The 22995-nt window shown below is 70.7% G+C and carries 17 protein-coding genes and 1 tRNA gene; 6 read left to right on the top strand and 12 right to left on the bottom strand.

Features of this window, described 5'->3' with window-relative positions:
- The first annotated feature begins 61 nt into the window (after positions 1-61).
- Positions 62-1420, top strand: coding sequence for a UDP-N-acetylmuramoyl-tripeptide--D-alanyl-D-alanine ligase (locus tag AC068B_RS15700; protein ID WP_478671980.1), 1359 nt, complete (start codon positions 62-64; stop codon positions 1418-1420).
- Positions 1421-1472: 52 nt separating this feature from the next.
- On the opposite strand, the gene AC068B_RS15695 is transcribed toward AC068B_RS15700, so the two are convergent.
- The 3 genes from AC068B_RS15695 to AC068B_RS15685 form a co-directional block, all read right to left on the bottom strand.
- Positions 1473-2618, bottom strand: coding sequence for a lipid II:glycine glycyltransferase FemX (locus AC068B_RS15695; RefSeq protein ID WP_478671979.1), 1146 nt, complete (start codon positions 2616-2618; stop codon positions 1473-1475).
- Positions 2619-2702: 84 nt separating this feature from the next.
- Complete coding sequence (locus AC068B_RS15690) at positions 2703-3827, bottom strand: endonuclease/exonuclease/phosphatase family protein (protein ID WP_478671978.1); 1125 nt, start codon at positions 3825-3827, stop codon at positions 2703-2705.
- 13 nt (positions 3828-3840) lie between these two features.
- On the bottom strand, positions 3841-4326 hold the full coding sequence (locus AC068B_RS15685) for a M15 family metallopeptidase (RefSeq protein ID WP_478671976.1): 486 nt from the start codon (positions 4324-4326) through the stop codon (positions 3841-3843).
- Positions 4327-4620: 294 nt separating this feature from the next.
- Here AC068B_RS15685 and vanR-Sc point away from each other — a divergent pair, with 294 nt between their 5' ends.
- From vanR-Sc to AC068B_RS15670, 3 genes are all read left to right on the top strand, one after another.
- Positions 4621-5319, top strand: a complete 699-nt coding sequence (vanR-Sc, locus tag AC068B_RS15680) for a VanSc-type vancomycin resistance response regulator transcription factor VanR (RefSeq protein WP_478671975.1) — start codon at positions 4621-4623, stop codon at positions 5317-5319.
- A 46-nt stretch (positions 5320-5365) separates the two neighbouring features.
- The gene (locus AC068B_RS15675; protein ID WP_478671974.1) at positions 5366-6442 is read left to right on the top strand and encodes a sensor histidine kinase; all 1077 of its coding nucleotides are present in this window, start codon (positions 5366-5368) and stop codon (positions 6440-6442) included.
- A gap of 189 nt (positions 6443-6631) precedes the next feature.
- Complete coding sequence (locus AC068B_RS15670; protein WP_478671973.1) at positions 6632-6874, top strand: hypothetical protein; 243 nt, start codon at positions 6632-6634, stop codon at positions 6872-6874.
- Between the two features lie 7 nt (positions 6875-6881).
- Here the strand turns inward: AC068B_RS15670 and AC068B_RS15665 are convergent, their stop codons facing one another.
- From AC068B_RS15665 to AC068B_RS15635, 7 genes are all read right to left on the bottom strand, one after another.
- Complete coding sequence (locus AC068B_RS15665; protein ID WP_478671972.1) at positions 6882-7430, bottom strand: EF-hand domain-containing protein; 549 nt, start codon at positions 7428-7430, stop codon at positions 6882-6884.
- Positions 7431-7524: 94 nt separating this feature from the next.
- Positions 7525-8565 carry an NAD(P)/FAD-dependent oxidoreductase gene (locus AC068B_RS15660; protein ID WP_478671971.1) on the bottom strand — a complete coding sequence of 347 codons (1041 nt, stop codon included), beginning with the start codon at positions 8563-8565 and terminating at the stop codon, positions 7525-7527.
- 412 nt (positions 8566-8977) lie between these two features.
- Positions 8978-10222, bottom strand: coding sequence for a TIGR02679 family protein (locus tag AC068B_RS15655; RefSeq protein ID WP_478671969.1), 1245 nt, complete (start codon positions 10220-10222; stop codon positions 8978-8980).
- The gene (locus AC068B_RS15650) at positions 10213-14373 is read right to left on the bottom strand and encodes a TIGR02680 family protein (RefSeq protein ID WP_478671968.1); all 4161 of its coding nucleotides are present in this window, start codon (positions 14371-14373) and stop codon (positions 10213-10215) included. The genes AC068B_RS15655 and AC068B_RS15650 overlap by 10 nt, the downstream gene beginning before the upstream one ends.
- Positions 14370-15605: a TIGR02678 family protein gene (locus AC068B_RS15645; RefSeq protein WP_478671967.1), complete on the bottom strand. Its 1236-nt coding sequence runs from the start codon at positions 15603-15605 to the stop codon at positions 14370-14372. The genes AC068B_RS15650 and AC068B_RS15645 overlap by 4 nt, the downstream gene beginning before the upstream one ends.
- A complete protein-coding gene (locus AC068B_RS15640) occupies positions 15605-17179 on the bottom strand; it encodes a TIGR02677 family protein (RefSeq protein WP_478672100.1) in 1575 nt (524 codons plus the stop codon). Before AC068B_RS15640 ends, AC068B_RS15645 begins: the two co-directional genes overlap by 1 nt.
- A 293-nt stretch (positions 17180-17472) precedes the next feature.
- A tRNA-Pro gene (locus AC068B_RS15635) sits at positions 17473-17546 on the bottom strand.
- Between the two features lie 111 nt (positions 17547-17657).
- On the opposite strand from AC068B_RS15635, the gene AC068B_RS15630 reads away from it, so the two are divergent.
- Positions 17658-18188 carry a DUF309 domain-containing protein gene (locus tag AC068B_RS15630; RefSeq protein WP_478671966.1) on the top strand — a complete coding sequence of 177 codons (531 nt, stop codon included), beginning with the start codon at positions 17658-17660 and terminating at the stop codon, positions 18186-18188.
- Positions 18189-18428: 240 nt separating this feature from the next.
- Positions 18429-20519, top strand: coding sequence for an MDR family MFS transporter (locus tag AC068B_RS15625; protein ID WP_478671964.1), 2091 nt, complete (start codon positions 18429-18431; stop codon positions 20517-20519).
- A gap of 25 nt (positions 20520-20544) precedes the next feature.
- On the opposite strand, the gene AC068B_RS15620 is transcribed toward AC068B_RS15625, so the two are convergent.
- Positions 20545-21318, bottom strand: coding sequence for a sulfite exporter TauE/SafE family protein (locus AC068B_RS15620; RefSeq protein ID WP_478671963.1), 774 nt, complete (start codon positions 21316-21318; stop codon positions 20545-20547).
- Between the two features lie 37 nt (positions 21319-21355).
- On the bottom strand, positions 21356-22873 hold the full coding sequence (locus tag AC068B_RS15615) for a long-chain-fatty-acid--CoA ligase (protein WP_478671961.1): 1518 nt from the start codon (positions 22871-22873) through the stop codon (positions 21356-21358).
- Positions 22874-22995: the final 122 nt, after the last annotated feature.

The following is a 22995-nucleotide window of genomic DNA, read 5'->3' as shown; positions in this document are numbered from 1 at the left end:
TCGATATGTTGGCGATACACCGCGGCGTTTTGACTGAGGCAATGACCTACAGGCAGACAACATGATCCCCCTCAGCCTCGGCGAGATCGCCGCAATCGTCGGCGGCAAGGTCGAGGGCGACAGCTCAGCGACCGCGCCGACCGTGACCGTGACCGCTCCCGCCGTGATCGACGGCCGCAAGGCCGTGCCGGGCGGCCTCTTCGTCGCCTTTCCCGGCGAGCACCACGACGGCCATGACTACGCAGGTCAGGCCTGCCGTGCCGGTGCGGTGGCCGTGCTCGGCTCCCGGCCCACACCGCTGCCCACCGTCGTCGTCAGGGACCCCCGGAGCAGCCTGCAGGCGCTCGCCTCCCACGTCGTCGCCCGGCTGCGCGACGGGCTGACCGTCATCGGGCTGACCGGCTCCCAGGGCAAGACCGGCACCAAGGACCTGCTGACCGCCGTGGTTTCGAGCGCGGCACCGACGACCGCCACCATCGGCTCGCTCAACAACGAGCTCGGCGTGCCGCTCACCATGTTGCGTGCCGACGCGGCCACCCGGTTCCTCGTCCTCGAAATGGGAGCCCGGCACATCGGCGACATCGCCCGGCTCACCGGCCTGGTCGCGCCCGACATCGGCGTCGTCCTCAACGTCGGCCGGGCCCACCTCGGCGAGTTCGGGTCGCGCGCCGCCATCGCCACGGCCAAAGGGGAGTTGGTGCAGGGGCTGGCCCCCGGCGGCACCGCCGTCCTCAACGGCGACGATCCCCGGGTAGCCGCGATGCGCTCGCTCACCGACGGTCCGGTGCTCACCTTCGGCCGGGCGGCACACGCCGACGTACGCGTGCTCGGCCTGACCCTCGACCGGCTCGGGCGGCCGACCTGCACGCTGCGGACCACCGACGCCTCGGCTCGCTGCGCGCTGCCGCTCGTCGGCGCCCACCAGGCTCTCAACGCGTCGGCCGCCGCGGCTGCGGGGCTGGCGGCCGGGGTGCCTCTCGACATCGCCGCGGCGGCGCTGGCCACGGCCTCGCTGTCGGAGTGGCGCATGGAACTGCGCGACCTCACCAGTGGCGCGATGCTGCTCAACGACTCCTACAACGCAGGGCCCGACTCCACCCGCGCCGCCCTGGACGCGCTCGCGGCGATCCAGTGCGGGCGCCGGATCGCCGTCCTCGGCGAGATGCTCGAACTGGGCGAGGCCAGTGCGGCCGAACACCGTGCCGTCGGGGCGTACGCCGCCGCCCGGGCCGATGCGGTCGCCGTGGTCGGCGAGGCCGCCCGGCCGATCGCCGACGGCGCGGGCGAGGGAGCGGTGGTGCTTGCCGACAACGACGCGGCCGTCGACTGGCTGCGCGGCCGCCTCGCCGCCGACGACGTGGTGCTCGTCAAGGCCTCCCGCGGGGCACGCCTCGACGAGGTCGCCGCCGCGCTCACCTAGCCGACCAGGCCGAAGTCACCCCAACTGCCGTGCTCATCCCGCGCCTTGGAACTCAGCGCCCGCGCCGCCTCATGTGGAGGTCGAAGGCCCGGTAGACCATCGGCCGCAGCGGCAGGTCCCACTCGCCGACGTACCGCACCGCCTGCCCCCCGGCGCCGACCTTGAACCGGATCAGTCCCACGTGCGCGTCGTCGGCGTCGAGGGTCGGGGTGATGCCGCGCAGGTCGTAGACGTCACAACCGGCCGCCAGGGAATCGCGGATCATCGCCCACTGGCAGGCGTTGGAGCCGCGCACCTCACGCTTCTCGGTGGCGGAGGCACCGTAGGCGTACACCGCATGGGCGCCGACGCGGACCAGAAGGGTGGCGGCGACCAAGTCGCCTTGGTGGTGGGCCAGATAGAGCTTGATCCGCTCGGGGTCCTCCGCGCGCAGCGCCGCGAACATGGTCTCGAAGTAGCGCAGCGGCCGGGGCGTGAAGCGGTCGCGCTCGGCGGTGTGGACGTAGAGGTCGTGAAACGCCTTCAGGTCCTCGCCGACCGTGACCTCGACCCCCTCCTTGGCCGCCTTCTTGATGTTGCGGCGCCAGAGCTGGTTCATGCCCCTGAGCAGGTCGTCCTCGGTCCTGCCCGCCAGCGGAACCTCGTACTTGAACTGCGGGTGCCCGACCCCGAAGCCGTCCTCCGGGTTCTGCGGCAGCCAGCCGCCGTCCCTGAGTCGCCCCGTCACGCGGACGCCGACCGGGTTGTCCCACTGGCTGGGCATGTCGGTGAGCCGCTCGATGCCCGGGTCGGCGATGCCCTCCTTGACCTGCGCGGCGCTCCAGGTGTTGGTGCACACCGACGGGCCGAGCCGGATCGCGAACGCGCCGCGCGACTTGAGGTACGACGCCAGCGGGTCGAGCCACGCGCCGAGATCGCCGGTCCAGTCGATGGCCGGGCCCTCGGCGAGGTAGGCCAGCGTGAACCGGTCGAACCGCGGCACCGGGCGGTGCAGGACGAGCCCGGCGCCGACCAGGCGCCGCCCGTCGAACCAGCCGAGCGACTCGCTGCGCCACTCGGTCTTGACGTGGGCCCATGCCGGGGTCTGCAGGAAGCTGACCGAGCGTTGGGTCCGCACGAACGCCAAGTGCTCCGCGGCGCTGATCGGTTCGACGGTCGGGCGCACGCCCGCTGCTCGTGCTGGTTCGCTGGAGGACATGCCGTCAGTCAAGGCGGGGCGGTGTTGTCGGCACGTATGCGGTTTTCGATACGCCGACGATATGCGGACGACGTGTACCGGTGTTCACCAGCTGATTCCGGCCGCCACCGGCAGGTGGTCGCTGCCGGTCTCCGGAAGCTGCCACGCGCTCGTCGGTTCCACGCCGCGGACCAGGATCTGGTCGATCCGCGCCACCGGGAACTTCGCGGGCCAGGTGAAGCCGAAGCCGTTCCCTGCCTCGTCCTGGACCGAGCGCAGCTGCGAGGTGATGCCGTGGAGCGCGCGGTCGTCCAAGGCGCCGTTCAGATCGCCGAGCAGCACCACCCGCTCGTTCCGCTCGGCGGCGAGGGCCGCGCCGAGCGCCCGGGCGTTCCGGTTCCGCGTGGCCGTCCCGAAGCCCCCCTCCGGGGTGACCCGTACGGACCCCAGGTGGGCCACGTACACGGCGAGGGGCCCCTGGTCCGTGGCCACCGTGGCGCGCAGCGCACGGATGTCGACCAGCTTCTCCGCGGCCGGCTTGGCTTCCCCCAGCGGCCCGACGTCCTGCTCGGTGTCGACCGGCCGGATGTCGGACAGCGGCAGCTTGCTCCACAGCCCGACCGTGCCCTGCACCGTGTGGTGCGGGTACGCCTTCGCGAGCTCCTTCTCGTACGTGCCCCTGGCCTGCTGCGAGATCTCCTCGATGGCCAGCACATCGGCACCGGAGTCCACCAGGTCGCGGGCGGTACCGACGGGGTCGGCGTTCTCCGCGGCGACGTTGTGGCTCGCCACGGTGAGGTCGCCGTCCGACTGGGCCTTGTCGACGAGCAGCCCGCCGAAGAGGCTCAGCCACACCGTGACCGGCAGCAGCAGCGCGGCCACCGCGGAGGCGGAGCGACGCCACAGCGCGACGGCCAGCAGCACGGGGACGAACAGGCCGAACCACGGAAGGAAGGTCTCCACCAGGCTGCCGAGGCCACCGCGGTCGGTGATCTGCGCGTGCATCAGCATGAGCAGCCCCAGCAGGAGCGCCAGCGCGGCGGTCACCTTGCCGTGCTGCCACGGCCCCGGCCCGGAGAGGGCGTGGATCGCCCGCTGCATGCGGGCCCGCGAGGCCCCGCCGATACGGCTGGTCCTGTCCGCCTCGGCCGCCTCGGCCGCCTCGCCCGTCGGGGCACCGGTGGCCGCCGGGCTGCTCTGCTCGATTTCGGCCGTGTCCAGCTGCGTCATCGCCTGTCCTCGCTCACTGCTGCATCCTCGGGTCCTGCGTGGGGTCGGCGTACATGCGCGGGCAGGCTCGGTCGTCGATCGCATCGGTGCTCAATTCGTAGTGCCATGGTTCGTTCCGGTAGATCTGGCACAGGCCGTACTCGGTGCCGTGCCCGGACAGCCACTCCGTCGCGTCGGAGCCCCCGATGTCGACCGCGTCCCCCGACACATGAGGAGACGTCGAAGCGGTGGCCACCCAGCGGGCGGCCTCGCGTTCGGATCCGTATTCGGAGACCGCATCGGCGAGCAGCCGACTCTGGTATTTCGGGGAGCGCCAGCCGCTGTTGACATGGAATTCGACTCCCTCGGCCGCGGCGGCGGTCGCTGCCCGGCGCAGGGCCTTGCGCAGTTCCGGATCGAGTTTGGCCACGGCCGGAATCGAGTCGTCGAAGACGGTCACGCCGTCGGGGACGACACCGTCGGCCCTGCCCGGGGCCGCGCGTTTCTCGCTGCCAGCCATGTCCGAGGGCGAAGCGGAAGGCGAGCGGGACGGGGACGGCGCGGGCGGCAGAGAAGGTCTGGACAGGGATGATCGGGTCGAGGACTTCGACGTCTGGAAGGCGAGGACTCCCGCCGTGATCATTGCTATGACGGCTGTCAGACCGCCGAGGACCAGCCAGCGAACCCGACGGGGCGTCGTTCGTGCTGATGCTGGGGTTCGAGTCATACCGCCAGTCAAAGCAAGACGATGTTGCCGACGCGTATGCGGTTTTCGATATGTCGACGATATGTGTCGGCTCGTATTCTGAAGAACATGCGTGTCTTGATCGTCGAGGACGAGCCCTATCTCGCAGAAGCCATCCGCGACGGCCTGCGGCTGGAAGCGATCGCGGCCGACATCGCGGGCGACGGCGGCACCGCGCTGGAGTTGCTCAGCTTCAACACGTACGACATCGCCGTCCTGGACCGCGACATTCCGGGGCCGTCCGGTGATGAGGTCGCCAAACGCATCGTCGCCTCCGGCAGCGGCATGCCGATCCTCATGCTCACCGCCGCCGACCGTCTCGACGACAAGGCCTCCGGGTTCGAGCTCGGAGCCGACGACTACCTGACGAAGCCCTTCGAGCTACGGGAACTCGCGCTCAGGCTCCGAGCACTCAACCGCAGGCGGGCCCACAGCAGGCCTCCCGTGCTCGAGATCGCCGGGCTGCGCCTCGACCCGTTCCGCAGGGAGGTCTACCGGGACGGCCGCTTCGTCGCCCTGACCAGGAAGCAGTTCGCCGTGCTCGAAGTGCTCGTCGCCGCGGAAGGCGGTGTCGTCAGCGCCGAGGAGCTGCTGGAGCGCGCGTGGGACGAGAACGCCGACCCGTTCACCAACGCCGTACGCATCACCGTGTCGGCCCTGCGCAAGCGGCTCGGCGAACCGTGGATCATCGCCACCGTGCCGGGCGTCGGCTACCGCATCGAGGCGCAGCAGCCGCGGACCGGGGACGAGGCGGCGGACCGTGCCTAGGGAGCGGTCCATGCCGAGGGAGCGGTCCGTGCCCAGGGAGCGCGGGATGAGTGTCCGTCTCAAGCTCACCCTGAGCTACGCCGGATTCCTCATGGTCGCCGGTGGCCTGCTGCTCGCCGCCGTGGGGGTGTTCCTCCTGCGACAGGGGTGGCTGCAGACCAACGAAGAGGGGGCGTGGAGGGTATCTCCGGGCACCGACTTCGTGCGCGGTTTCGCCCCGATGGCGGCCGTGGTCATGGCGTTCCTCCTGGTGTTCGGCCTCCTGGGCGGTTGGCTCCTCGCGGGCCGCATGCTCGCCCCGCTGGACCGCATCACCCACGCCACCCGCACGGCCGCGGCCGGATCGCTCTCGCACCGCATCCGGCTCCCGGGCCGCCAGGACGAATTCCGCGAACTCGCCGACACCTTCGACACGATGCTGGCGCAGCTCGAAGCGCACGTCGCGGAGCAGCGGAGGTTCGCGGCCAACGCCTCGCACGAACTGCGCACACCGCTCGCGATCTCGAAGACGCTGCTCGACGTCGCCCGCACCGATCCGAACCACGACAGCGGCGAAGTCATCGACCGCCTCACCGCGGTCAACACCCGGGCGATCGACCTCACCGAGGCGCTGCTCCTGCTCAGCCGTGCCGACCAGCGGTCCTTCACCCGCGAGCGCGTCGACCTGTCCCTCCTGGCGGAGGAAGCCACCGAAACGCTCCTCCCGCTCGCGGAGAAGCACGGCACCACCATCGAGACCGTCGGCGACATCGCCCTCACGACCGGCTCGCAACCGCTGCTCCTGCAGCTGACCATGAACCTCGTGCACAACGCGATCGTCCACAACCTGCCGGATCAGGGCACCGTGTGGGTGACTACCAGCGTCCGCCCCGGCACCGTGGTGCTCACCGTCGAGAACACCGGCGAGCGACTCGCCCCGGAGCTGGTCTCGACGCTCACCGAACCCTTCCAGCGCGGCACCGAACGGATCCACACCGACCACGTCGGCGTCGGCCTCGGCCTGGCCATCGTCAAGACCATCACCCGGGCCCACGACGGCACCCTCACCCTCGCCCCGCGCCCCGACGGCGGGCTCCGCATCACCGTGGAACTCCCCGCGAAATCCCCGTACGCCGACAGGTGAAGGGCGACCGGACGGCCGCATCCCCCCGCGCCACGGCCGTCCGGCCACATCCACTTCGGGCCACCGATGGACGGGGCCGAGGTGGAGCTTGTTCGTGCTCGCTCACGGACAAGGTTGGCTCAGCGGGTGACCGAGGGTCGACGTGATTTGGCCTAGCCCGAATAACGACATCTTGATCAGGCTCTGCGTATGCCGCTCCGTATCCACTTCACCGCCGCAGACCTGGCCCGCACCCGGCTGGCCGAGGGGCCTCGACCCATGCTGGAGCTGGACATCGCGTTGCGACTGCTCCAAGAGGGCAGCCATCCGAGCCGGTTCGGGGCCTGGCGCAGGCAGTCGCTGCGCCGTCTGTCGCCGAAGGTGAGGCGACTGTTCGAGCTGATCCCGCCGACGGGCTGGACCGTGGAGTTCCTCGACCACACCGCGGCCTGAGCGGCTGTTACGTGAGACGCCCGAAGAGGTGATTGGCCGGAGAGCCGGGATCGTCTCCGTAGAAGAACTCGGACGCGGCCCTGTGATACTCGGTCCGCGACAGGGCTCCTGAGCCGTCGAGGTCGAGCGCGTTGAACACCTCGGCGCACTCCTCGTCGGCGGCCCGTCCCGTGCTTCCGAAGATGTGCGTGAACTCGGTGAGGCTGATCGCGCCGTCACCGTCGACGTCGGCCAGATCGAAGAAGCGGTCGGCGACCGGCGCGAGCTCCTCGGGGTAGCGACCGCGATCGACGAACGCGGCGGCGAACGCCTCCGTCATCTCCGCCGAGGTCACCCTGTCGTCCTTGTCGGCGTCGAGGGGGGCGATCACGGACTCCCAGAACTGGTGCATGGTGTCGTGCATCCGCATGCCCTGAGGGGAGTCGGAGGCAACGCCCCTGGCCTGGAGGTAGCGGTCACTCATGAGGACGACGTCCTGCCGCGTTATCGCACCGTCGCCGTCGACGTCCGCGGCGCGGAACCATCGCTCGTACTTGCGTTTGCGCAGCTCATTCATAGGCGCAAGGTAAATCCGCGGCAGCGGTTGGGCCAGGTCGATTCCCGGTCGCCATAACCACCACCGGTGCCGTCGCCACTGTGAAGAAGTGAGGTCAGTGGGTACGCGGGCGACACCGCCGGAGTTCGGGCGTCGGCCTGCCGGTCACGAGTTCGTCCGCCACGAGCCTGCCGACGGTGGGCGCCAGCGCGACGGCGGAGTGCAGCACGGCGACGTAGACGGATCGGTCGCGTGTCGCATATCCAATGAGAGGTCCGTGGGCGGGTATGGGACGTCTGGCGGTCCGATAGCCCAGCAGACGGCACTGATCACTGCCACGGAAGGTCGCCCGCAGCCGCAGGAGCGCGTCGTACGCGGCCCGTTCACCGGGTGCGGCCCGGCCCGCACCGTGCGACAGAGGCAGCAGCAGCTCGCCGTCACGCACTTCCCGCACCTCCAGATCAGGTCGGGCCACGATGGTCCTGACCAGCCCCGGCGGTGCCGCGACCCGTACGAGGGTGGCCGGTGAGGCGGCAACGGGAAGATCGACCGGCAACGGCTCGCACAGCCCGGGGACGCTGGTACCCGCGGTGAGCACGACAGTTGCGGCGGCGTGGGGCCCGGTCGAGGACAGCACTCCCGCGACCCGTTCACCGGACATCCGCAACGAGGTGACGTCCGTTTCGTACCGCACGGTGGCTCCGTAGGCCCTGGCCGCGGCCACGAGTGCGCCGGTCATCGCCGTCGCGTCGACACCGGCGTCGCCGGGAATGTGGATGGCCTGGTCAGGAGGGTTCCGGAGGGCGGGCTCCAGAGCGGCGATGTCACTGCGCCCGACACGGAACTGTCCGGCTACAGGCCGCAACTCCTGCTCCGGCCCGCCGCCCCAGTTCAGCGAGCCGGTCCGGCGGAGGGTGACGTGGGGCAGCTCGGCCTCCAGGCGCCGGTAGTCCGCGAGCACGTACTGACGCAGATCCGCCGCTCCCCCTGGCTGGTCCCCGCCCGCCCCGCTGACCCAGGCGAAGGAGTCCGCGGTGACCCCGGAGGCGGGGCCCGGCCCCTGCTCGAGCAAGGTGACCGGAACGCCCCGACTCGCCAAGTGGTAGGCCACGGAGGCACCGACGATTCCCGCCCCGACAACTAGAACGTCTGGCATGAGGTCATCCTTTCGCCGGAAACGATCGAGGGGCCCATCCGGAAGGGCGCGTTGGTGGCGTGGACCGTCGCGCGCCCCCCCTCATGGCGGCGAACCCTGAACGTCCGCCTGTGAGATCTCCAGCAATGCCTCGTTCTCATACGCGTTCACATCGTCCACGTAAGGGGTCCCGCTTTCGCGCCGACTACAGGAAGTCACATGCGCGGTGAGGGTGTCATCGTGCAGCCCTCCCACCGACAGTGACACATAGCTGAACACGGGCCATTCAAACGTGCCCGGGACGGCCCTCAGCGCCGCGTGCGAGTAGCCGAGGCAACGACGGATGAGGAGCGCCCGGCGATTGGGGCCCGCCCGGGGAAGCCGGTGATCCGGGTGAAGTGCGGACGGCAGGGCGCGAGGCGTGCAGCCTCACTCAGCCGAGGTCGGACAGCAGGTCGTTCAGGACCGCCTCCTCCTCCACCCTGACGCCCGACTCCTCCAAGGCATCCGCCAGGTCCGGGTCCCACGGGGCCTCGGCTCGCGTGCCGGTGAGGGGCGGGCCGCCGGTCAGGGTGCGCGTCGCCGCACGGTAGTGGGCGACCGTGTAGCGCCATGGGCTCCAGGGGACATGGCGCAGCAACGCCGTGGCGATGCGTAGGCCACCCCAGTCGAAGTCCCCGTGGTAACGCAGGCGAGCGCCGTGTGCGTCAAGATGACGAAGGAGCGTGACGGCCGCGGCGGACGGCTGTCCTTGGAGACAGACCAACGGCGCGGAATCAGCACCGTGGCTGTCGGCGGCCGCGGCGAGCACAGCGGGGTTCTCGCAGATCCGGACCGTCGGCGGTGCGGCGTCGGGTGGGTGCCGGGTCAGCTGCCGCAGGGTCAGTACGACGGGCTCGCCCGCATCAGCCATCCAGTCCAGAGCCGGTGTGCCTCGCAGGTTCAGGGTGAGCACGGTGGAGGAGAGCGCGTCCCGCAACAGTCCCGCCGAAGCCCACGCCTCGCGACGCCACTGTGTACCTCTTCCGTCCGGGAAGCCGGTCAGGGCCCGGGCACCGGAGAGGGTCAGCGTGCAGAGCGGCGTTCCGTCATCCAGCGCGTGCGCGCCGTCGAGGAAACGGGACGCGAACGTGGGCAGCGCCACCGGCGGGTCCGCCGGCAGGGCACGCAGGGCCGTGGCCGCCTTACCCAGCAGGTCGGCTGCTGCGGCAGGGGTACCGGCGAGGCGCCGGACCAGCCCCTCACTCCGGATTCGGTCGACCCAGTTCCGGAGCGCGGGGATGTCTTCCGCGAGCGCGTCCACCGGTGCGTAGGCCTCACGCCATGCCCGCTCCTCCTCGGCACGGACCGAGCCGAGCAGCCGGACAGGGCCGGTGAGCGCGGTCAGGGCCGCCGCCAGCCCCGCCGGGCTGATGCCGGAGCGGCGCAGGAGTTCGTCCACCGCATCGAGGCGGATGGACAGGGACCGCCCGCTCCCTGGGGCGCGCCCCAGCAGCCTTTCAGCAGCGGATCGTTGCGCCTCGGTCGGCTCACTCAAGGACACCGAACCGGTGAGCGGCTGACCACGTTCCAGGCGTCGGTGCACCCGGTCGACCAGCCAGTCGAGTCCGGAGTCGCCCAGCAGCCTGCGCAGCCGTACATCGTCGACCGTCACGTCCTGGCCGGGGGTCAGCTCCACAGCGGCTCCGTGATGGACGCGTCCGCTCCTGCGCGTGACCGGGGCACTCGCTGGGGCTGGGGTCGCAACGGCTCCGCGCCCCGCGACCTCCGGGTACCGTCCCACTCCCAGCGCGTGACGAGCACCGCCGCGACCTCGTCGATCCGCGACAGCTGGGCGATGGCGATGCCGGGCACCTGGGGGTAGCAGGCCCACTCGCGTTCACTGGTCATGACGACGTCGAGGTCGAAGGCGTGCAGCAGGCCCAGGCACTTGGCGCGCGAGTCGTCGTCCACTCCCGCGAACGCCTCGTCGAGAGTGACCAGTCGCGGCGCGTAGGGGCTTCCCGCGCTCGCGTAGTGGGAAGAGGCAGCCGCGAACAGCGGCACGGAGACCGCAAGCACCCGCTCGCCGCCCGATGCGGGTCCCGTAGCCGGGACCCAGCGACCCTGCTGGTGCCGTTCGACCCCGAACTCGTGCCACGTCCGGTAGTCGAGAGCGGCGGTGAGATGCTCAAGCCAGCTGCCCGACGCGTCGTCAGTATGCTGCCGCGCGATTTGCTCCTGAAGGAACTCCCCCACAGCTCCACGGTCCTCAGCGGTCCACACGTCGGCCGACCTGCGCAGCCGGTCCCTGGCCTGGGCGAGCCCTGCGGGAGCCTTGCGGGATGCCCGCCAGACCAGGCGCAACCGCATGCCGGTGGAGGTCGGCCGCTCCTCCAGCTCTTCGTTCATGTCCCGTACCCGCCGTTCGGCCGCGCCGATCAGGTCCTGGAGCGTGCCTGCCACCTCGGTGACCAGGTGAGTCTCCAGGATGTCCCGTTCGCGCGCGGACAGAATGCGGGAGAGCTCGCCGACCTCGACAGCCAGCGCGTCGGCCAGTTCCGGTACGGCTCGTTCGCGGCCCTGGTAGACGATGTCGACGACCATGCCCTCTTCCACCATGCGGGCGGAGGCGCTGTGCCCGTGCCGGGACAGCGTGTCCTGGAGAGATTTGAGTTCCTCGCTGAGCCGGCGCTGCACTCGCTCCCACGCGCTGTCCGAGTCGTCGGTGGCGGACAGGTCCGCGTCGATGGCACGGGCCAGCGCGATGGCGGGGGTGGCTGCCCATGCGTCGCCGCCCGCGGCGGGCAGCTGGATATCGGGCAGCGCCACGGCCATCAGACCGGTTTCGGTGAACCGCTGGAGCGCGGCGATGGCTTCCGTGCGCGCCTCGGCGGCCTCCTTGAGCGCTTCGCGCAACTGCTCGATCCGGCCCTCGGCCTTACCGGCGGCCCGATCCGCCTCCGCATGACGGTTCCGGCTGAGGCGCTGCTCACGCTCACAGGTACGCAGCGCCTCAGCGGTCTCCGCGAGCATGCGCTGAAGTTCGGCGACGGCTGTGCCGACCGTGGCGTGCAAGGTCGTGAAGCGTTCATCGGCAACGGCCGCCGCGCGCTCCGCCTCCTTCGCACGGTCCACGAGTTCCGTGGCCCGCTCCGAGGCGCGTTCCGCTTCAGTACGTTCGTCCGCCGCCTGGCCTGCCGCCTCGCCGCGCTCACGCAGTGCGGGCCAGAGAGCGGCCAGGACCTCGGCGAGGAAGCCGAGCGCCTGACGCACCGCGGTCAAGCCCTCCTGCTCGGCGGGCAAACCCAGGTCCCCGGCGGTTCCTGCGAGGTCGGCTGCGGCCAACTCGGCACGCTCAGCCGCCTCTTGGAGGGCGGTGACCCGCTCCTCGCGCCGTTCGTCGATGCGGTGCAAGGAGTCGGCGCCAGCGCTCACGCGCGCGTGCGCCCGGGCAAGTGGGCCCTCGTCAGGTACGTCGGCCAGCTCGGCGTCAAGGATGCGGCGACGGGCGGCGAGGGTGGTAGCCAGCTCGACCACGACCTCCAACTGCTGCTGCAGCGAGTCGAGTTCGACACCGAGAACCGCGATACGAGATCGCCTGGCGGCCTCCCGCGCACCCTCGCCGATGTATTCGGCAGCGGGCTTGGCCCACCGGCCGGTGAGCGCACCGACCCGGAAGCTCCCGTCCAGCGCCACCCAGGTAGGTGCTTCTCCGCCCCGCTCATCGACCGCCGGGCCGGTCAGCCCTGCGCCGACCGACGCGAGCAGCCGTGCAACAGTGCCCTCGCCGACGGCCGCGGCCCCGGCATCTCCGTGGTCGACGGCCGGTCGCAACAACTCCGCGAGTGACGTTCCCCGTACCGGCCCCGGGACAGGCGCCAGGAGCACCTCGTGACAGTCGGCCGCGAGCAGCACACCGTCGGGGAGCACCCAGGCGTCCAGCATCCCGGAGGCTTCCAAGGCTGCCTCAAGACCGGCGCGGCACTCCTCGGGCACCTCGTCCCGGAAGTCCACCAGTCGCCACAAGGGGGCGCCCGTCAGCCCCTCACGCAGACCGGCACTGCGGGTATGGGGCGGCTGTGGCTGACGTCCTCCGCCGGCCTCCAGCGCCGCCAGCTCTCGCCGCACCCTGTCGGCCTGCTCGGTGAGGTCGGTGCGTCGTCCGCGGACCTCGGCAGCCTGCCCGGCCAGGTGCGCGGACGCTGCGCCGTGGGCGTGCGCGGCCGCCGTCCTCGCCGGGTAGGCGCCATCGAGATGGCCCACCCACTCCTGCAGCTCGTCCAGCATCCCCGGCTCGTCAGGAAACTCGAGCTCGCTCCAGTCACGAGCATGGTCACGAACCTCGTCGACCAGTGCCCGACCGGCTCGCTCCGCGTCCCGCTCCGCCCGGTCCAGCTCAGCCGCAGCGACGGCGCGGTCGGCATCGGTCTCATCGAGTCGGACGGCCTGCTTGCGCCGTTCCTCCGCAGCACGAGCGGATGCCTGCGCGAGGCCCTCCACATGAGTCAGAGCGCGTCGGCCCCGTTCCACGGATTGTTCGACGGAGTGCCGCAGTTCGCTCGGTTCGAGCCAGACGTCTCCGGGCAGGGCGACCCTGGCGTCGGCGGCGGCCTCGCACGCCTGCCGGTAGATGCCCTCGACGCCCTGCTCAGCCGCGCTCAGACGGTTCTCGGCGGCGCCGAGCCTCTTCAAACCCTTGGCACGCAAGCCGAGCGCCTGGTCCCGGTCGCCGCGCGCACGCTCTGCGGCGTGCGCGGAGCGTTCCGCCTCCTGATGCGCCTGGTCCAAGTCCCTGGCACTGCGCATCTCAGGCCCCTCGCGCAAGACGGCGTCCTGCGCGCGCAGCCTGCTCTGTCGCTCCTCCAGCATGCTGGTCGCCTCCGCGGCGGCCCGCCGCTCCTCCTCTGCCGTGGCCTGCTGGCTCTGTGCCTCCACAAGGTCCCGTTGCCGGTGCTCGTAGCGGGAGTGCTCGACGCGGGGCAGGCGGGCCCGGCGGCGGGTGGCGATCTTGGCGTAGCGCCGGTAGTGGTCCAGGAAGTCGGCTGCGGCACGCTCGGCAGCAGTGGCGGCGGCGAGCTCGGCCTTCTCCTCGTCCAGCGAGCGGAACGCCTCGGCCACGTCGGCGATGACGGCCTGGTCAACCGGGGGGAGGGCCTCGGTGAGCGCACGGGAGAGAGCTGCCTCGTTGGGCCGCTTGGACAACTGGGGCTGGCGCAGCTGGACGAGCAGGTCGACCAGAGCTCCGTACCGCTGCTCCCCGAGCCCGAAGAGAGCTTCGTCCACCGCTCTGCGGTACGTCTTGGCCTGGTCGTACACCATGCCCTGCCCGCCGATGGCCTCCACGAGGCGGTCCCGCGCGAGGGCCGTGCCCGTGGCGTCGACCAAGCTGAGGAACTCGTCCCCGGATGTGCCGGGGCCGTGCCGGACGCGCTGGCCGGTGACCGCGTACCAGTGCCGTGCGATACCGCGCCCGCTCACCGCTTTAAGTCCACACAGCAGCGTGCGGAAGTGGTTCTCTCCGCTGTCCGCGTCGAGCCTGCCGAATTCGATCCAGGTGTAGCCGAGGCGCTCGGAGTGCGGATGGTCACCGTCGAGCAGAAGGTTCCACTCCATCCGCTTGCCCGGATCGCCGTCCGGTTCGACCCGTCGCGGGCTCAGGTCAGCGTCGAGCAGGAAGGGCAGGGTGAGCGCCAGCACCTTGGACTTGCCGGTGCCGTTGTTGCCGCGCAGCAACAGACGCCCGTCGCGGAAGTGGAATTCCTCCACGTCGTAATGGAACAAATCGACGAGCCCGATCCGCAGGGGCTGCCAGCGGGCCCGGAGCGGCTCGGGAAGTGTGGTGGTCACTCCTGACCGGCCTTTCGTTGTGTCGGCGCGTGCCCGAGACCACGGTCGATCACGACCGGTTCACCTACCGCGTAGCGGGCCAGGGCGGGGCGGGGGACGGCGCCGTCGGCGGTACGGGCGACCAGGCCGAGAGCGGTGAGCCGAGCGATGGCTTGCTCCACGAGTTCGGCCTCCATACCCGGTTCCCGCGCCGACTTGGCCCAGAACCCGCCGTGCTCGGCGGCGAGTTCCCGTACGCGTTGAGTGAGCTGCTCGGTCGTGACCGGCCCGCCTGCCCTGGCCAGGAACTCCGCGAGCAGCAAGGTGATGTGGCCGTAGGTTCCCTGCTCGGGCATCCGTACATCAGTGAGGTCGTCCTCGGCATCGACCATGGCGATGCCTTCGGCCCGGATCTCGGGTATCAGACCTGTCAGGTCGGTCACGCGGGCGGTGAGGAACCCCCGCTGCCGCGTGAGATAGCTGAGTTCGGCGTCGCTCAACTCGTCGTAGTAGAGCACCGGGTCGTCCAGGAGTCTGCGGGTGAGTGTCTGCCGCACCGCGCGGAAGCGCAGCTCGTCGCTGTCGAGTGCGGTTTCGGCGACGAGGTGCGCGAGCCGTTCGGCGGGCGCCTCGGCCTGCACCGTGGAGGGGCCACGGCGCGTGGCGAGCAGCCCTGCCAGCACGCGCCGCTCGACGTCGTACAACACGTCGCCCGCTCCGTTCACATACGCTTCCTCATCTCCGGCGACCCGGCGCAGCACTCCGAGGCCGAGCAGGAGCCGTACGACCGCGGCGAGGTCGAGGCGCTCGTCCCTGCGGTCCAGGGTGAACTGGATACCTGCCGTGGCGAGCCGGGGGTCGGTGGCGTCGAGGACGACCTGATCGGCGAGACGGCCGAGGGCGATCTGCGACTCACCGCGCTCGAGGGCGGCCAGGGCCAGGCAGAGCAGGACGTAGCGACGGCGGGTGAACGGGGCGGCGGCGCGGGTCGTCTCGCGGGCCGGGTGCGTGGCGTCGTGGAGGACTCCGGGGATCTTGCGCAGCCGGGCGGTCTCGGCATCCGCATGGAGAGGCCAGCCAGTGTTGCGGTCGAACCACTCGCGGAGCTCCGAGGCATGCCGTCGTACGAGCCGGAACTCCTCCGCGTACCTGCCCTTGGAGAGGAGAAGGGGCTGTTTCAGCAGCGCGCGGGCGGCTTTGCGGAGCTCAGCGGCGTGTTGTCCGTCGAGCACCTCGGCCAGGGGCGTGGTCATCAGTCCATTTCTCCGTGCATCAGGCCATCGGTCAGGTCGACGATCTCGATGAGGTGATCGGGCCCGCGGAAGGTTCCGGACTGTGTGTGGATCTCCGCCGTCGAACCGTCGGCCAGCGCGCTGAGCCGGATCTCCATGGAGCCGTCATTGCTGGTGGCCACGGTGTGCCGCATGCCGGGGCGCCACGTGGCCAGTGCGTCTCCGAGCAGTTGGAGGAAGAGCCCGAAAGACAAGGGGTCGAGCTCGCCGAGCTCGGAGAGCCGGACGGTTCCGTCCGTGACGAGCCGTGCCCTGGCCGCGGCGGTCTCCGCGACCTGCTTGGCCGCCACCTCTGCCAGATGGCGACGCCGCTCCTCGCGGTCCTCGACTTTGCGGGGTTTGCCACGTCGCTCGTAGCTCCCGGTGCGGCGCAACTGCGGGCTGATCCGCAGAGGCTCGGCGGCGGCCCAGGGAGTGCCGGCGGGAACCGGTGCGGCCGTCCGTGCGGCCAGGGTGTCCGCGTCGATCGTGAGGTGACGGGCAGGATAGAGCCCGAAGGCGGCCCGCCACAGTCGGTGCCTCGACGCGTCGTCGGAGGCCTCGGCGAACCACCGGGCGAGCGTGCGGAAGTCAGCGGACCGGTCGGACCGCCCGGCCCGGCGCTCCCCCAGCACACGGACCACTGCCAGCATCTGCGGAATCGCCCCCAGGGCTCGGCTGCGCAGCAGACGGGCCTGCGATTCGCGTCCGTCGCGGGTGAGGAACCACGCCGCAAGACCGTCCCAGCGCCTGGCCCAGTGCGCGTAGGCCTCCCCGGTGGCGTGATCCCCCTCCTCGGGCGCCGCGTCGGCTGCTTCCCGCTTGGCCGCAGCCCTGAGGAGCACCTCGATCCTGCCGTGCTCCTCCAGGTCCAGGATCAGTTGGGCGATGCGCCCTCCCAGGGTGATCAGGTCCTGGATGAAGCGCTCCAGATACTGGATGAGCCGATCCTTGTAGGCGAGGAAGACTTCTTCCTCCACCTCATGCAGGTCGATGGTGCGCTGCAACGAGCCCATGAATGCACGTGCGTTGTCGGCAAGGGCGGCGAACCGGCTGGCGAGCGCGTCGAGCGCGAGATGCGTCTTGCCGGGATCCGGCTGCTCTTCGGCGGTGAGTACGAGGAGCGCTCGCAGTTGCGTGACGATGTCGTGCAAGGCGATGGCCTGGAGGGCGCCGCGCCGTCCGAGCGCTTCGTCGTACGTGGCAAGGGCCTCCTCGGCGGCTTCCCCCGCCTGTGTGAGCTGGTAGATGAACCGCTTGCGGTAGAAGTCCTCGACGGCGGTGACCCGGCCCATGTCGGGGTCGGCCCGCAGGTTCCCCCACACGACCAGCTTGTCCAGTGCCTTGACGACCCCGTCGAGCTCACCAGGCCGAACTTCACCAGGTAACGCTGCATGCACATCCTCGGGCCGCAGGTGCACGGCAAAGCGCTCTTTGGCCACGACGAACGCCCGCATCACGTGCCGATAGAGCACGGTGTTCTGCACGGTGAGATGGGCGAAGGGGCTGAACCCCTCTGGTTCACCGGCCGGAGCGGCGGCGGCAATGGCAGTCATCACCAGCCATTTTGTCGTGGCGGCAGCGCCCGAGGTTGCGGACCGAAGCACTTGGCTGATTAACGCCGACTCGCAAACCCGGAGCAGCACCCGGATGAGGCTGACGTCTGCCACGGAATCCGCCGGTCCTTCCACGCATGCGTCAGCTGAGCGCCAGAATCAGCTGGGCGGACGAATGCCGAAATACCCGGAGGCCAGGCGCCCTTTGCGGTCAGCGCATCCCCGCTCCCAGAATTACTCCCGAACACGAAGTAGGGGCCATCCGAAGATGGCCCCTACTTGCGACGTTTCCGTCGGGACGACAGGATTTGAACCTGCGACCCCTTGACCCCCAGTCAAGTGCGCTACCAAGCTGCGCCACGTCCCGGTGTGTTCGTCGCGGTGTGTGTTCCGCGTGATCACAGGTAGAACTCTACCCCACACCGAAGGGTGCTCCGTCCTGCGGTGACCGCCGTCAGGGACGCGCGACAATCGCCGTATGAGCTCTGCACCTGGACCGTACGACAGTGGCCGCGAGCGCGATCGTGACGAGGAAGGACGGGCCCGCAACCAGCGGCCCCGAGACGGGCTCGGGCGGCCGTTGCCCTACGGGGCCGACGGGGTGCCGCGGCAGCCGGAGGGTGTCGTGCGTACGCCCGAGGAGTCCGTGCGCGAGGCGCAGGCGCTGCTCGACGCCGGGCATCCCTTCCACGCGCACGAGGTCTTCGAGGACGCGTGGAAGTCGGGGCCCGAGGAGGAGCGCGCTCTGTGGCAGGGGCTGGCGCAGCTTGCCGTCGGCCTCACGCACTCGGCCCGCGGCAACACCAGGGGCGGGGCACGGCTGCTGTTGCGCGGGGCAGGGGCCGTTGCCGACTGGAGCGCGCGAGCCGGGCAGGAGCGGCCGTACGGGATGGGGGTCGCCGAACTGGTTACGTGGGCGGAGGCGTTGGCCGAGGTCCTTGAGCGGGAGGGAGTCGCGGTGGACGCGGCCGCTCACGCGCCGCGGCTGCGGGGTGCGGCGGAAGGATAGGGGGTAGGGGGCCCGGGGGGGGACGTCCCCGGAGGGGGCTTGGAGGCGTCAGCGCTCGCTCTCCCGCGTGGCCTGGCCAGCCCGCCCAGCCCGTCCGACCTGCGACGTGTGGAGTCATGCCGTGCCGCGCGGCGCGCCCCGCCGCGTGGGTGCCTCACCCCGCACCACCCCACCCCCCACCGTCACCGAACCGGCCTCACCCCACATGCACACCCCCCGCCCCGGTGTGAGGGTGGCCGTGTGACCACCACCGATCAGTCGGCCGCGGCCGTGCCCGCTCCCGCCGAGGCCCAGGCGCCGCCCGTTCTCGACCGGCGGCGACGGAACGTCGTCTTCGTGACGATCATGCTGGGCATGCTGCTCGCCGCCCTCGACCAGACCATCGTCGGCACCGCGCTGCCGACGATCGTGTCGGATCTGGGCGGGGCCGAGCACATGTCGTGGGTCGTCACGTCGTATCTGCTCGCGGAGACCGTCGCCACGGTGCTCGTCGGCAAGTTCGGTGACCTGTTCGGGCGAAAGGTCGTCTTCCAGGTCTCGGCGGTCATCTTCATCACCGGCTCCTTCCTGTGCGGCCTGTCGACGAACATGACGCTGCTCATCGCCTGGCGGGCGATGCAGGGCATCGGCGCGGGCGGCCTGATGGTCACGTCCATGGCGCTGATCGCGGATGTCATCCCGCTGCGCGAGCGCGGCAAGTACCAGGGCGCCATCGGTGCCGTCTTCGGCGTGTCCACCGTGATCGGGCCGCTGCTCGGCGGGCTCTTCACGGATCACCTGAGCTGGCGCTGGGCGTTCTACGTCAACGTACCCATCGCGATCGTCGTGGTTCTCGCGGCCGCCCGGACCATTCCCGTCGTGAAGTCGGCGGTGCGGCCGGTCATCGACTATCTCGGCATCGCGCTCGTCGCCGTGGGCGCGAGCGCGCTGATCCTCGCGACGAGTTGGGGCGGCAACCAGTACGCGTGGGGGTCGCCGACGATCATCGGCCTCTTCGTGGGCGGTCTCGTCGCGCTGGCGCTGTTCTGCGTCGTCGAGACGAGGGCCGCGGAACCGATGCTGCCGATGCGGCTGTTCGCCAACCCGGTCTTCACGGTCTGCTCGATCCTCAGCTTCATCGTGGGCTTCGCGATGCTCGGCGCGATGACGTTCCTGCCGACGTATCTGCAGTACGTCGACGGGGACTCCGCCACCATCTCGGGCGTGCGGACGCTGCCCATGGTGGTCGGGCTGCTCATCGCCTCCATCTTCAGCGGCAACGTCGTCAGCAAGACCGGTATCTATAAGGTCTTCCCGATCGTGGGAGCGCTGGTCATGGCGCTCGGGCTGTATCTGCTCTCGCTGATGGGGAGCGCCACCAGCACGTGGCTGGAGTCGCTGTACATGTTCGTGCTGGGCACCGGCATCGGTCTGTGCATGCAGGTCCTGACGATCGCCGTGCAGAACACCGTCGCGTACGCGGATCTGGGCACGGCCACGTCGGGCGTCACCTTCTTCCGTACGCTCGGCAGCTCGTTCGGCACCGCGGTGTTCGGCACGATCTACGCCAACACGCTGGCGCCGAACCTCAAGGACGGGGTCGCCGCGGCCGCGCGGGCGAGCAGCGGTGATCCGGTCGCCATCGGCAAGGCGGCACAGAACCCCGGCGGGCTGCACGAGCTACCGGCCGCCGCTGCCGCGCCCATCGTCAAGGCCTACGCGGACAGCCTGCACACCGTCTTCCTGTGGACGGTTCCGGTGGCGCTGCTCGGGTTCGTGGTGGCGCTCTTCCTCAAGCAGGTCGAGCTGCGCGACAGTGCGCGCATGGGCGCCCCGGACATGGGCGAGGGCTTCGCGCAGCCGAGCAGCGGCGACTCCGGGCACGTGCTGGAGCGGGGCGTCGCCGCCATCATCCGTAATGTCGGCATGTCCACCGCGCGCGGGATCATCCGGGACTCCGACACGCGCCTGGACATCGCGGGCGCCTGGGCGGTCATGCAGGTCGCGCTGTTCACCCGAATGGTCGGGCACGCGAGTCTGGGGCTGATCGCCGCCCGGCGCAGGATTCCGCCCGAGGTCCTGGTGCCCGTCTTCGACCGCATGGTCGAGGAGGGTTATCTGACCCGTACTGGCACGTACTTCTCGCACACGCCCGCCGGGGAGCGCGAGGCGGAGGTCATCTCCAGGGCGTGGGGCTCCTGGCTGGGCGAGGAAGTGAAGAAGGACATCGGGCGGCCCGCGGACAAGGAACTCGCCGCGGCGGTCGACGTCATCGCTAAGCGGCTGCTCGCGGAGGATCTGGAGCAGGGGCTCTCACCGGAGACGGCGGGCGCCAGGGTCAACGGGCGCTGAACGGGTGGCGGCGCGAACCCGTTGCTCAGCGCAACAGCAGTTGCAGGCCGCCGAGCACGGTCGCGCCGATCACCAGCTGCTCGAAGAGCCGCTGGTTGATGTGGTGCACCGTGTACTTGCCGAGGATCGCGCCCGGCACCACGAACAGCACCAGGGCCGCGTCCAGGAGCAGCGACCGGGCGTCGATCAGCCCGAGGCTCACGCTGAAGGGCACCTTGGAGGTGTTGACGATCAGGAAGAACCACGCGGACGTGCCCAGGAAGCCCAGCTTGCGGAAGCCCGCCGAGAGCAGATACATCGACATCACCGGGCCGCCCGCGTTGGCGACCATGGTGGTGAAGCCGCCCAGGACGCCGTAGGAGGGCGCTTTGAGGCGGCTCCCTCGTGAGCCCTCCGCGTCCTCCGCGCCCTCCGGGTCCCGGCGGGCCGACGACCTGCGGCGGCGCGCGATGGTGACGCCCGCCATGAGCAGCAGGATCGCCCCGATCGACGTACGCATCACGCCGTCGTCGGCCCACATCAGGAAGACCGTGCCCGCGACCACTCCCCCGGCGACGGCGGGGAACAGTCGCCAGAGGGTGGGCCAGTGGGCGTGCCTGCGGTAGGTGAGCACGGCGAGGACGTCACCCGCGATCAGGATGGGGAGCAGGACTCCGGTGGACGCGCGGGCGGGCAGCACGGCGGCGAACACCGCGAGGCTGATGGTGTTCGCCCCGCTGACGGCCGTCTTCGAGAAGCCGACGAGCAGCGCCGCCACGGCCAGCGCGGCGAACTGTGCCGCCGAGAGGTCCCAGCCCACGCCGCTCCTTCCGTACCCGATCCCATCAGGGGAATTCTTACGCGCCGTAGTGGGCGCGCAGTTCCCGCTTGAGCACCTTCATGCTCGGGCCGAGCGGGAGTTCGTCGGTGAATTCCACCAGGCGCGGGTACTTGTGGCGGCCCAGGTGCTCCTTGGACCACTCGATGATCGTCTCGGCGAGTTCGGGCGTGGCGTCGGCGGCCGCGACGACGACCGCGCAGATCTCCTCGCCGTGCACCGGGTCGGGCAGGCCGATCACGGCGGTCTGGGCGACGGACGGGTGGCGCATCAGGACCTCTTCGACCTCGCGCGGGTAGACGTTGAAGCCGCCGCGGATGATGACGTCCTTCTTGCGGTCGACGATGGCGAGGAAGCCGTCGGCGTCCTTGGTGCCGAGGTCTCCGCTGCGGAACCAGCCGTCGACCAGGGCCTCGGCGGTCGCCTCGGGGCGCCCGAGGTAGCCGGAGAAGACGTTGTGGCCGCGGATCACGACCTCGCCGAGCTCGCCGGTGGGCAGCAGTTCGACGCGGTCGTCGACATCGGCGCGGGCGATCTCCACGTCGACGCCCCAGAGCGGGTGGCCGATGCTCCCTGCCTTGGTGCCGAAGTCGGGCTGGTTGACGGAGGCGGTCGGGGAGGTCTCGGAGAGGCCGTACCCCTCGTACACGGGCGTGCCGAAGGCCTTCTCGAAGCGTTCGAGCACGGCGACGGGCAGCGAGGCGCCGCCGGAGATGCAGATCCGCAGCTTGGGCAACCGCTCCGCGGCCTCGGCCGCGGCCACCAGGCCCACGTACATGGTGGGGACGCCGTGGAAGGTGTTGACGTTCTCCGCGACCATCAGCTCGATGGCCCGCGCGGCGTCGAAGCGCGGGAGGAGTACGAGGGTGGCGCCCGCCCGCCAGGTCGAGTTCATGGAGACGGTCTGGCCGAAGGCGTGGAAGAGCGGCAGCGCGCCCAGGGCGGTGTCGTCGGGGCGGATGTCGTTGGCGTCGAAGGCGTTGACCGTCGCGTTCATGACCAGGTTGAAGTGGCTGAGCACGGCGCCCTTGGGGACGCCCGTGGTGCCGCTGGTGTAGAAGACGACGGCCGGGTCGTCGGCGTCGCGCGTGACGTAGGTGGTGAGGGGCTCGGTGGCGCCCGCCAGGGCCTCCAGCTCGCCCTCGGCGCCGAGCCGCACCATCCGCACGTCGGTCGCTTCGGCGGCCGCCGCGCCGGTCGCCGCCTGGGCCGGGTGGCAGAGGAGCAGGGTGGCGCCGCTGTCCCGCAGGACGTGCTCGACCTCTTCCGCGGAGAGCAGCAGGTGGACGGGGACGACGACGCCGCCCGCGGCGAGGATGGCGTAGTAGGCCTGCGGGAACTCGGCGGTGTTGGGCGCCATCAGGGCCACGCGGTCCCCCGGCCGCACACCGAGCTTCGCGAGGGCTGCGCCCTGGGCACGCGCCTCGCGCCACAGCTCCTTGAACGTGAGGCGCAGTTCGCCCTCGACGAGGGCGGTGCGGTCGGGGTGGCGGCGGGCGGGCTCGGCGAGGATCGCGGCAAGGGAGAGCGTGGCCATGAGGGAGGAGGCTCCGTTTCCGAGGGGCTTGCGGCTTGCGGCTTGCGGTGGGCAATAGGCGTTGGGCGGACTGTTCTCGGGGGCGGCGCACGCGCCCCGCCCCCTTCGTAGAGCGCGGCGGG

Source organism: Streptomyces sp. NPDC042371 (assembly GCF_056437465.1).
The sequence above is the reverse complement of the archived record's forward strand: the minus strand, read 5'-3'. Positions and strand labels throughout refer to the sequence as shown.

Bases quoted from the DNA above. Each gene is read 5' to 3' on its own strand.
- AC068B_RS15630 (WP_478671966.1), top strand. From the start codon at position 17,658: ATGAGCTCTGCACCTGGACCGTACGACAGTGGCCGCGAGCGCGATCGT.
- AC068B_RS15645 (WP_478671967.1), bottom strand. From the start codon at position 15,605: ATGACCACGCCCCTGGCCGAGGTGCTCGACGGACAACACGCCGCTGAG.
- AC068B_RS15660 (WP_478671971.1), bottom strand. From the start codon at position 8,565: ATGCCAGACGTTCTAGTTGTCGGGGCGGGAATCGTCGGTGCCTCCGTG.
- AC068B_RS15685 (WP_478671976.1), bottom strand. From the start codon at position 4,326: ATGGCTGGCAGCGAGAAACGCGCGGCCCCGGGCAGGGCCGACGGTGTC.
- AC068B_RS15615 (WP_478671961.1), bottom strand. From the start codon at position 22,873: ATGGCCACGCTCTCCCTTGCCGCGATCCTCGCCGAGCCCGCCCGCCGC.
- vanR-Sc (WP_478671975.1), top strand. From the start codon at position 4,621: ATGCGTGTCTTGATCGTCGAGGACGAGCCCTATCTCGCAGAAGCCATC.
- AC068B_RS15690 (WP_478671978.1), bottom strand. From the start codon at position 3,827: ATGACGCAGCTGGACACGGCCGAAATCGAGCAGAGCAGCCCGGCGGCC.
- AC068B_RS15640 (WP_478672100.1), bottom strand. From the start codon at position 17,179: ATGACTGCCATTGCCGCCGCCGCTCCGGCCGGTGAACCAGAGGGGTTC.
- AC068B_RS15700 (WP_478671980.1), top strand. From the start codon at position 62: ATGATCCCCCTCAGCCTCGGCGAGATCGCCGCAATCGTCGGCGGCAAG.
- AC068B_RS15675 (WP_478671974.1), top strand. From the start codon at position 5,366: ATGAGTGTCCGTCTCAAGCTCACCCTGAGCTACGCCGGATTCCTCATG.
- AC068B_RS15665 (WP_478671972.1), bottom strand. From the start codon at position 7,430: ATGAATGAGCTGCGCAAACGCAAGTACGAGCGATGGTTCCGCGCCGCG.
- AC068B_RS15670 (WP_478671973.1), top strand. From the start codon at position 6,632: ATGCCGCTCCGTATCCACTTCACCGCCGCAGACCTGGCCCGCACCCGG.
- AC068B_RS15695 (WP_478671979.1), bottom strand. From the start codon at position 2,618: ATGTCCTCCAGCGAACCAGCACGAGCAGCGGGCGTGCGCCCGACCGTC.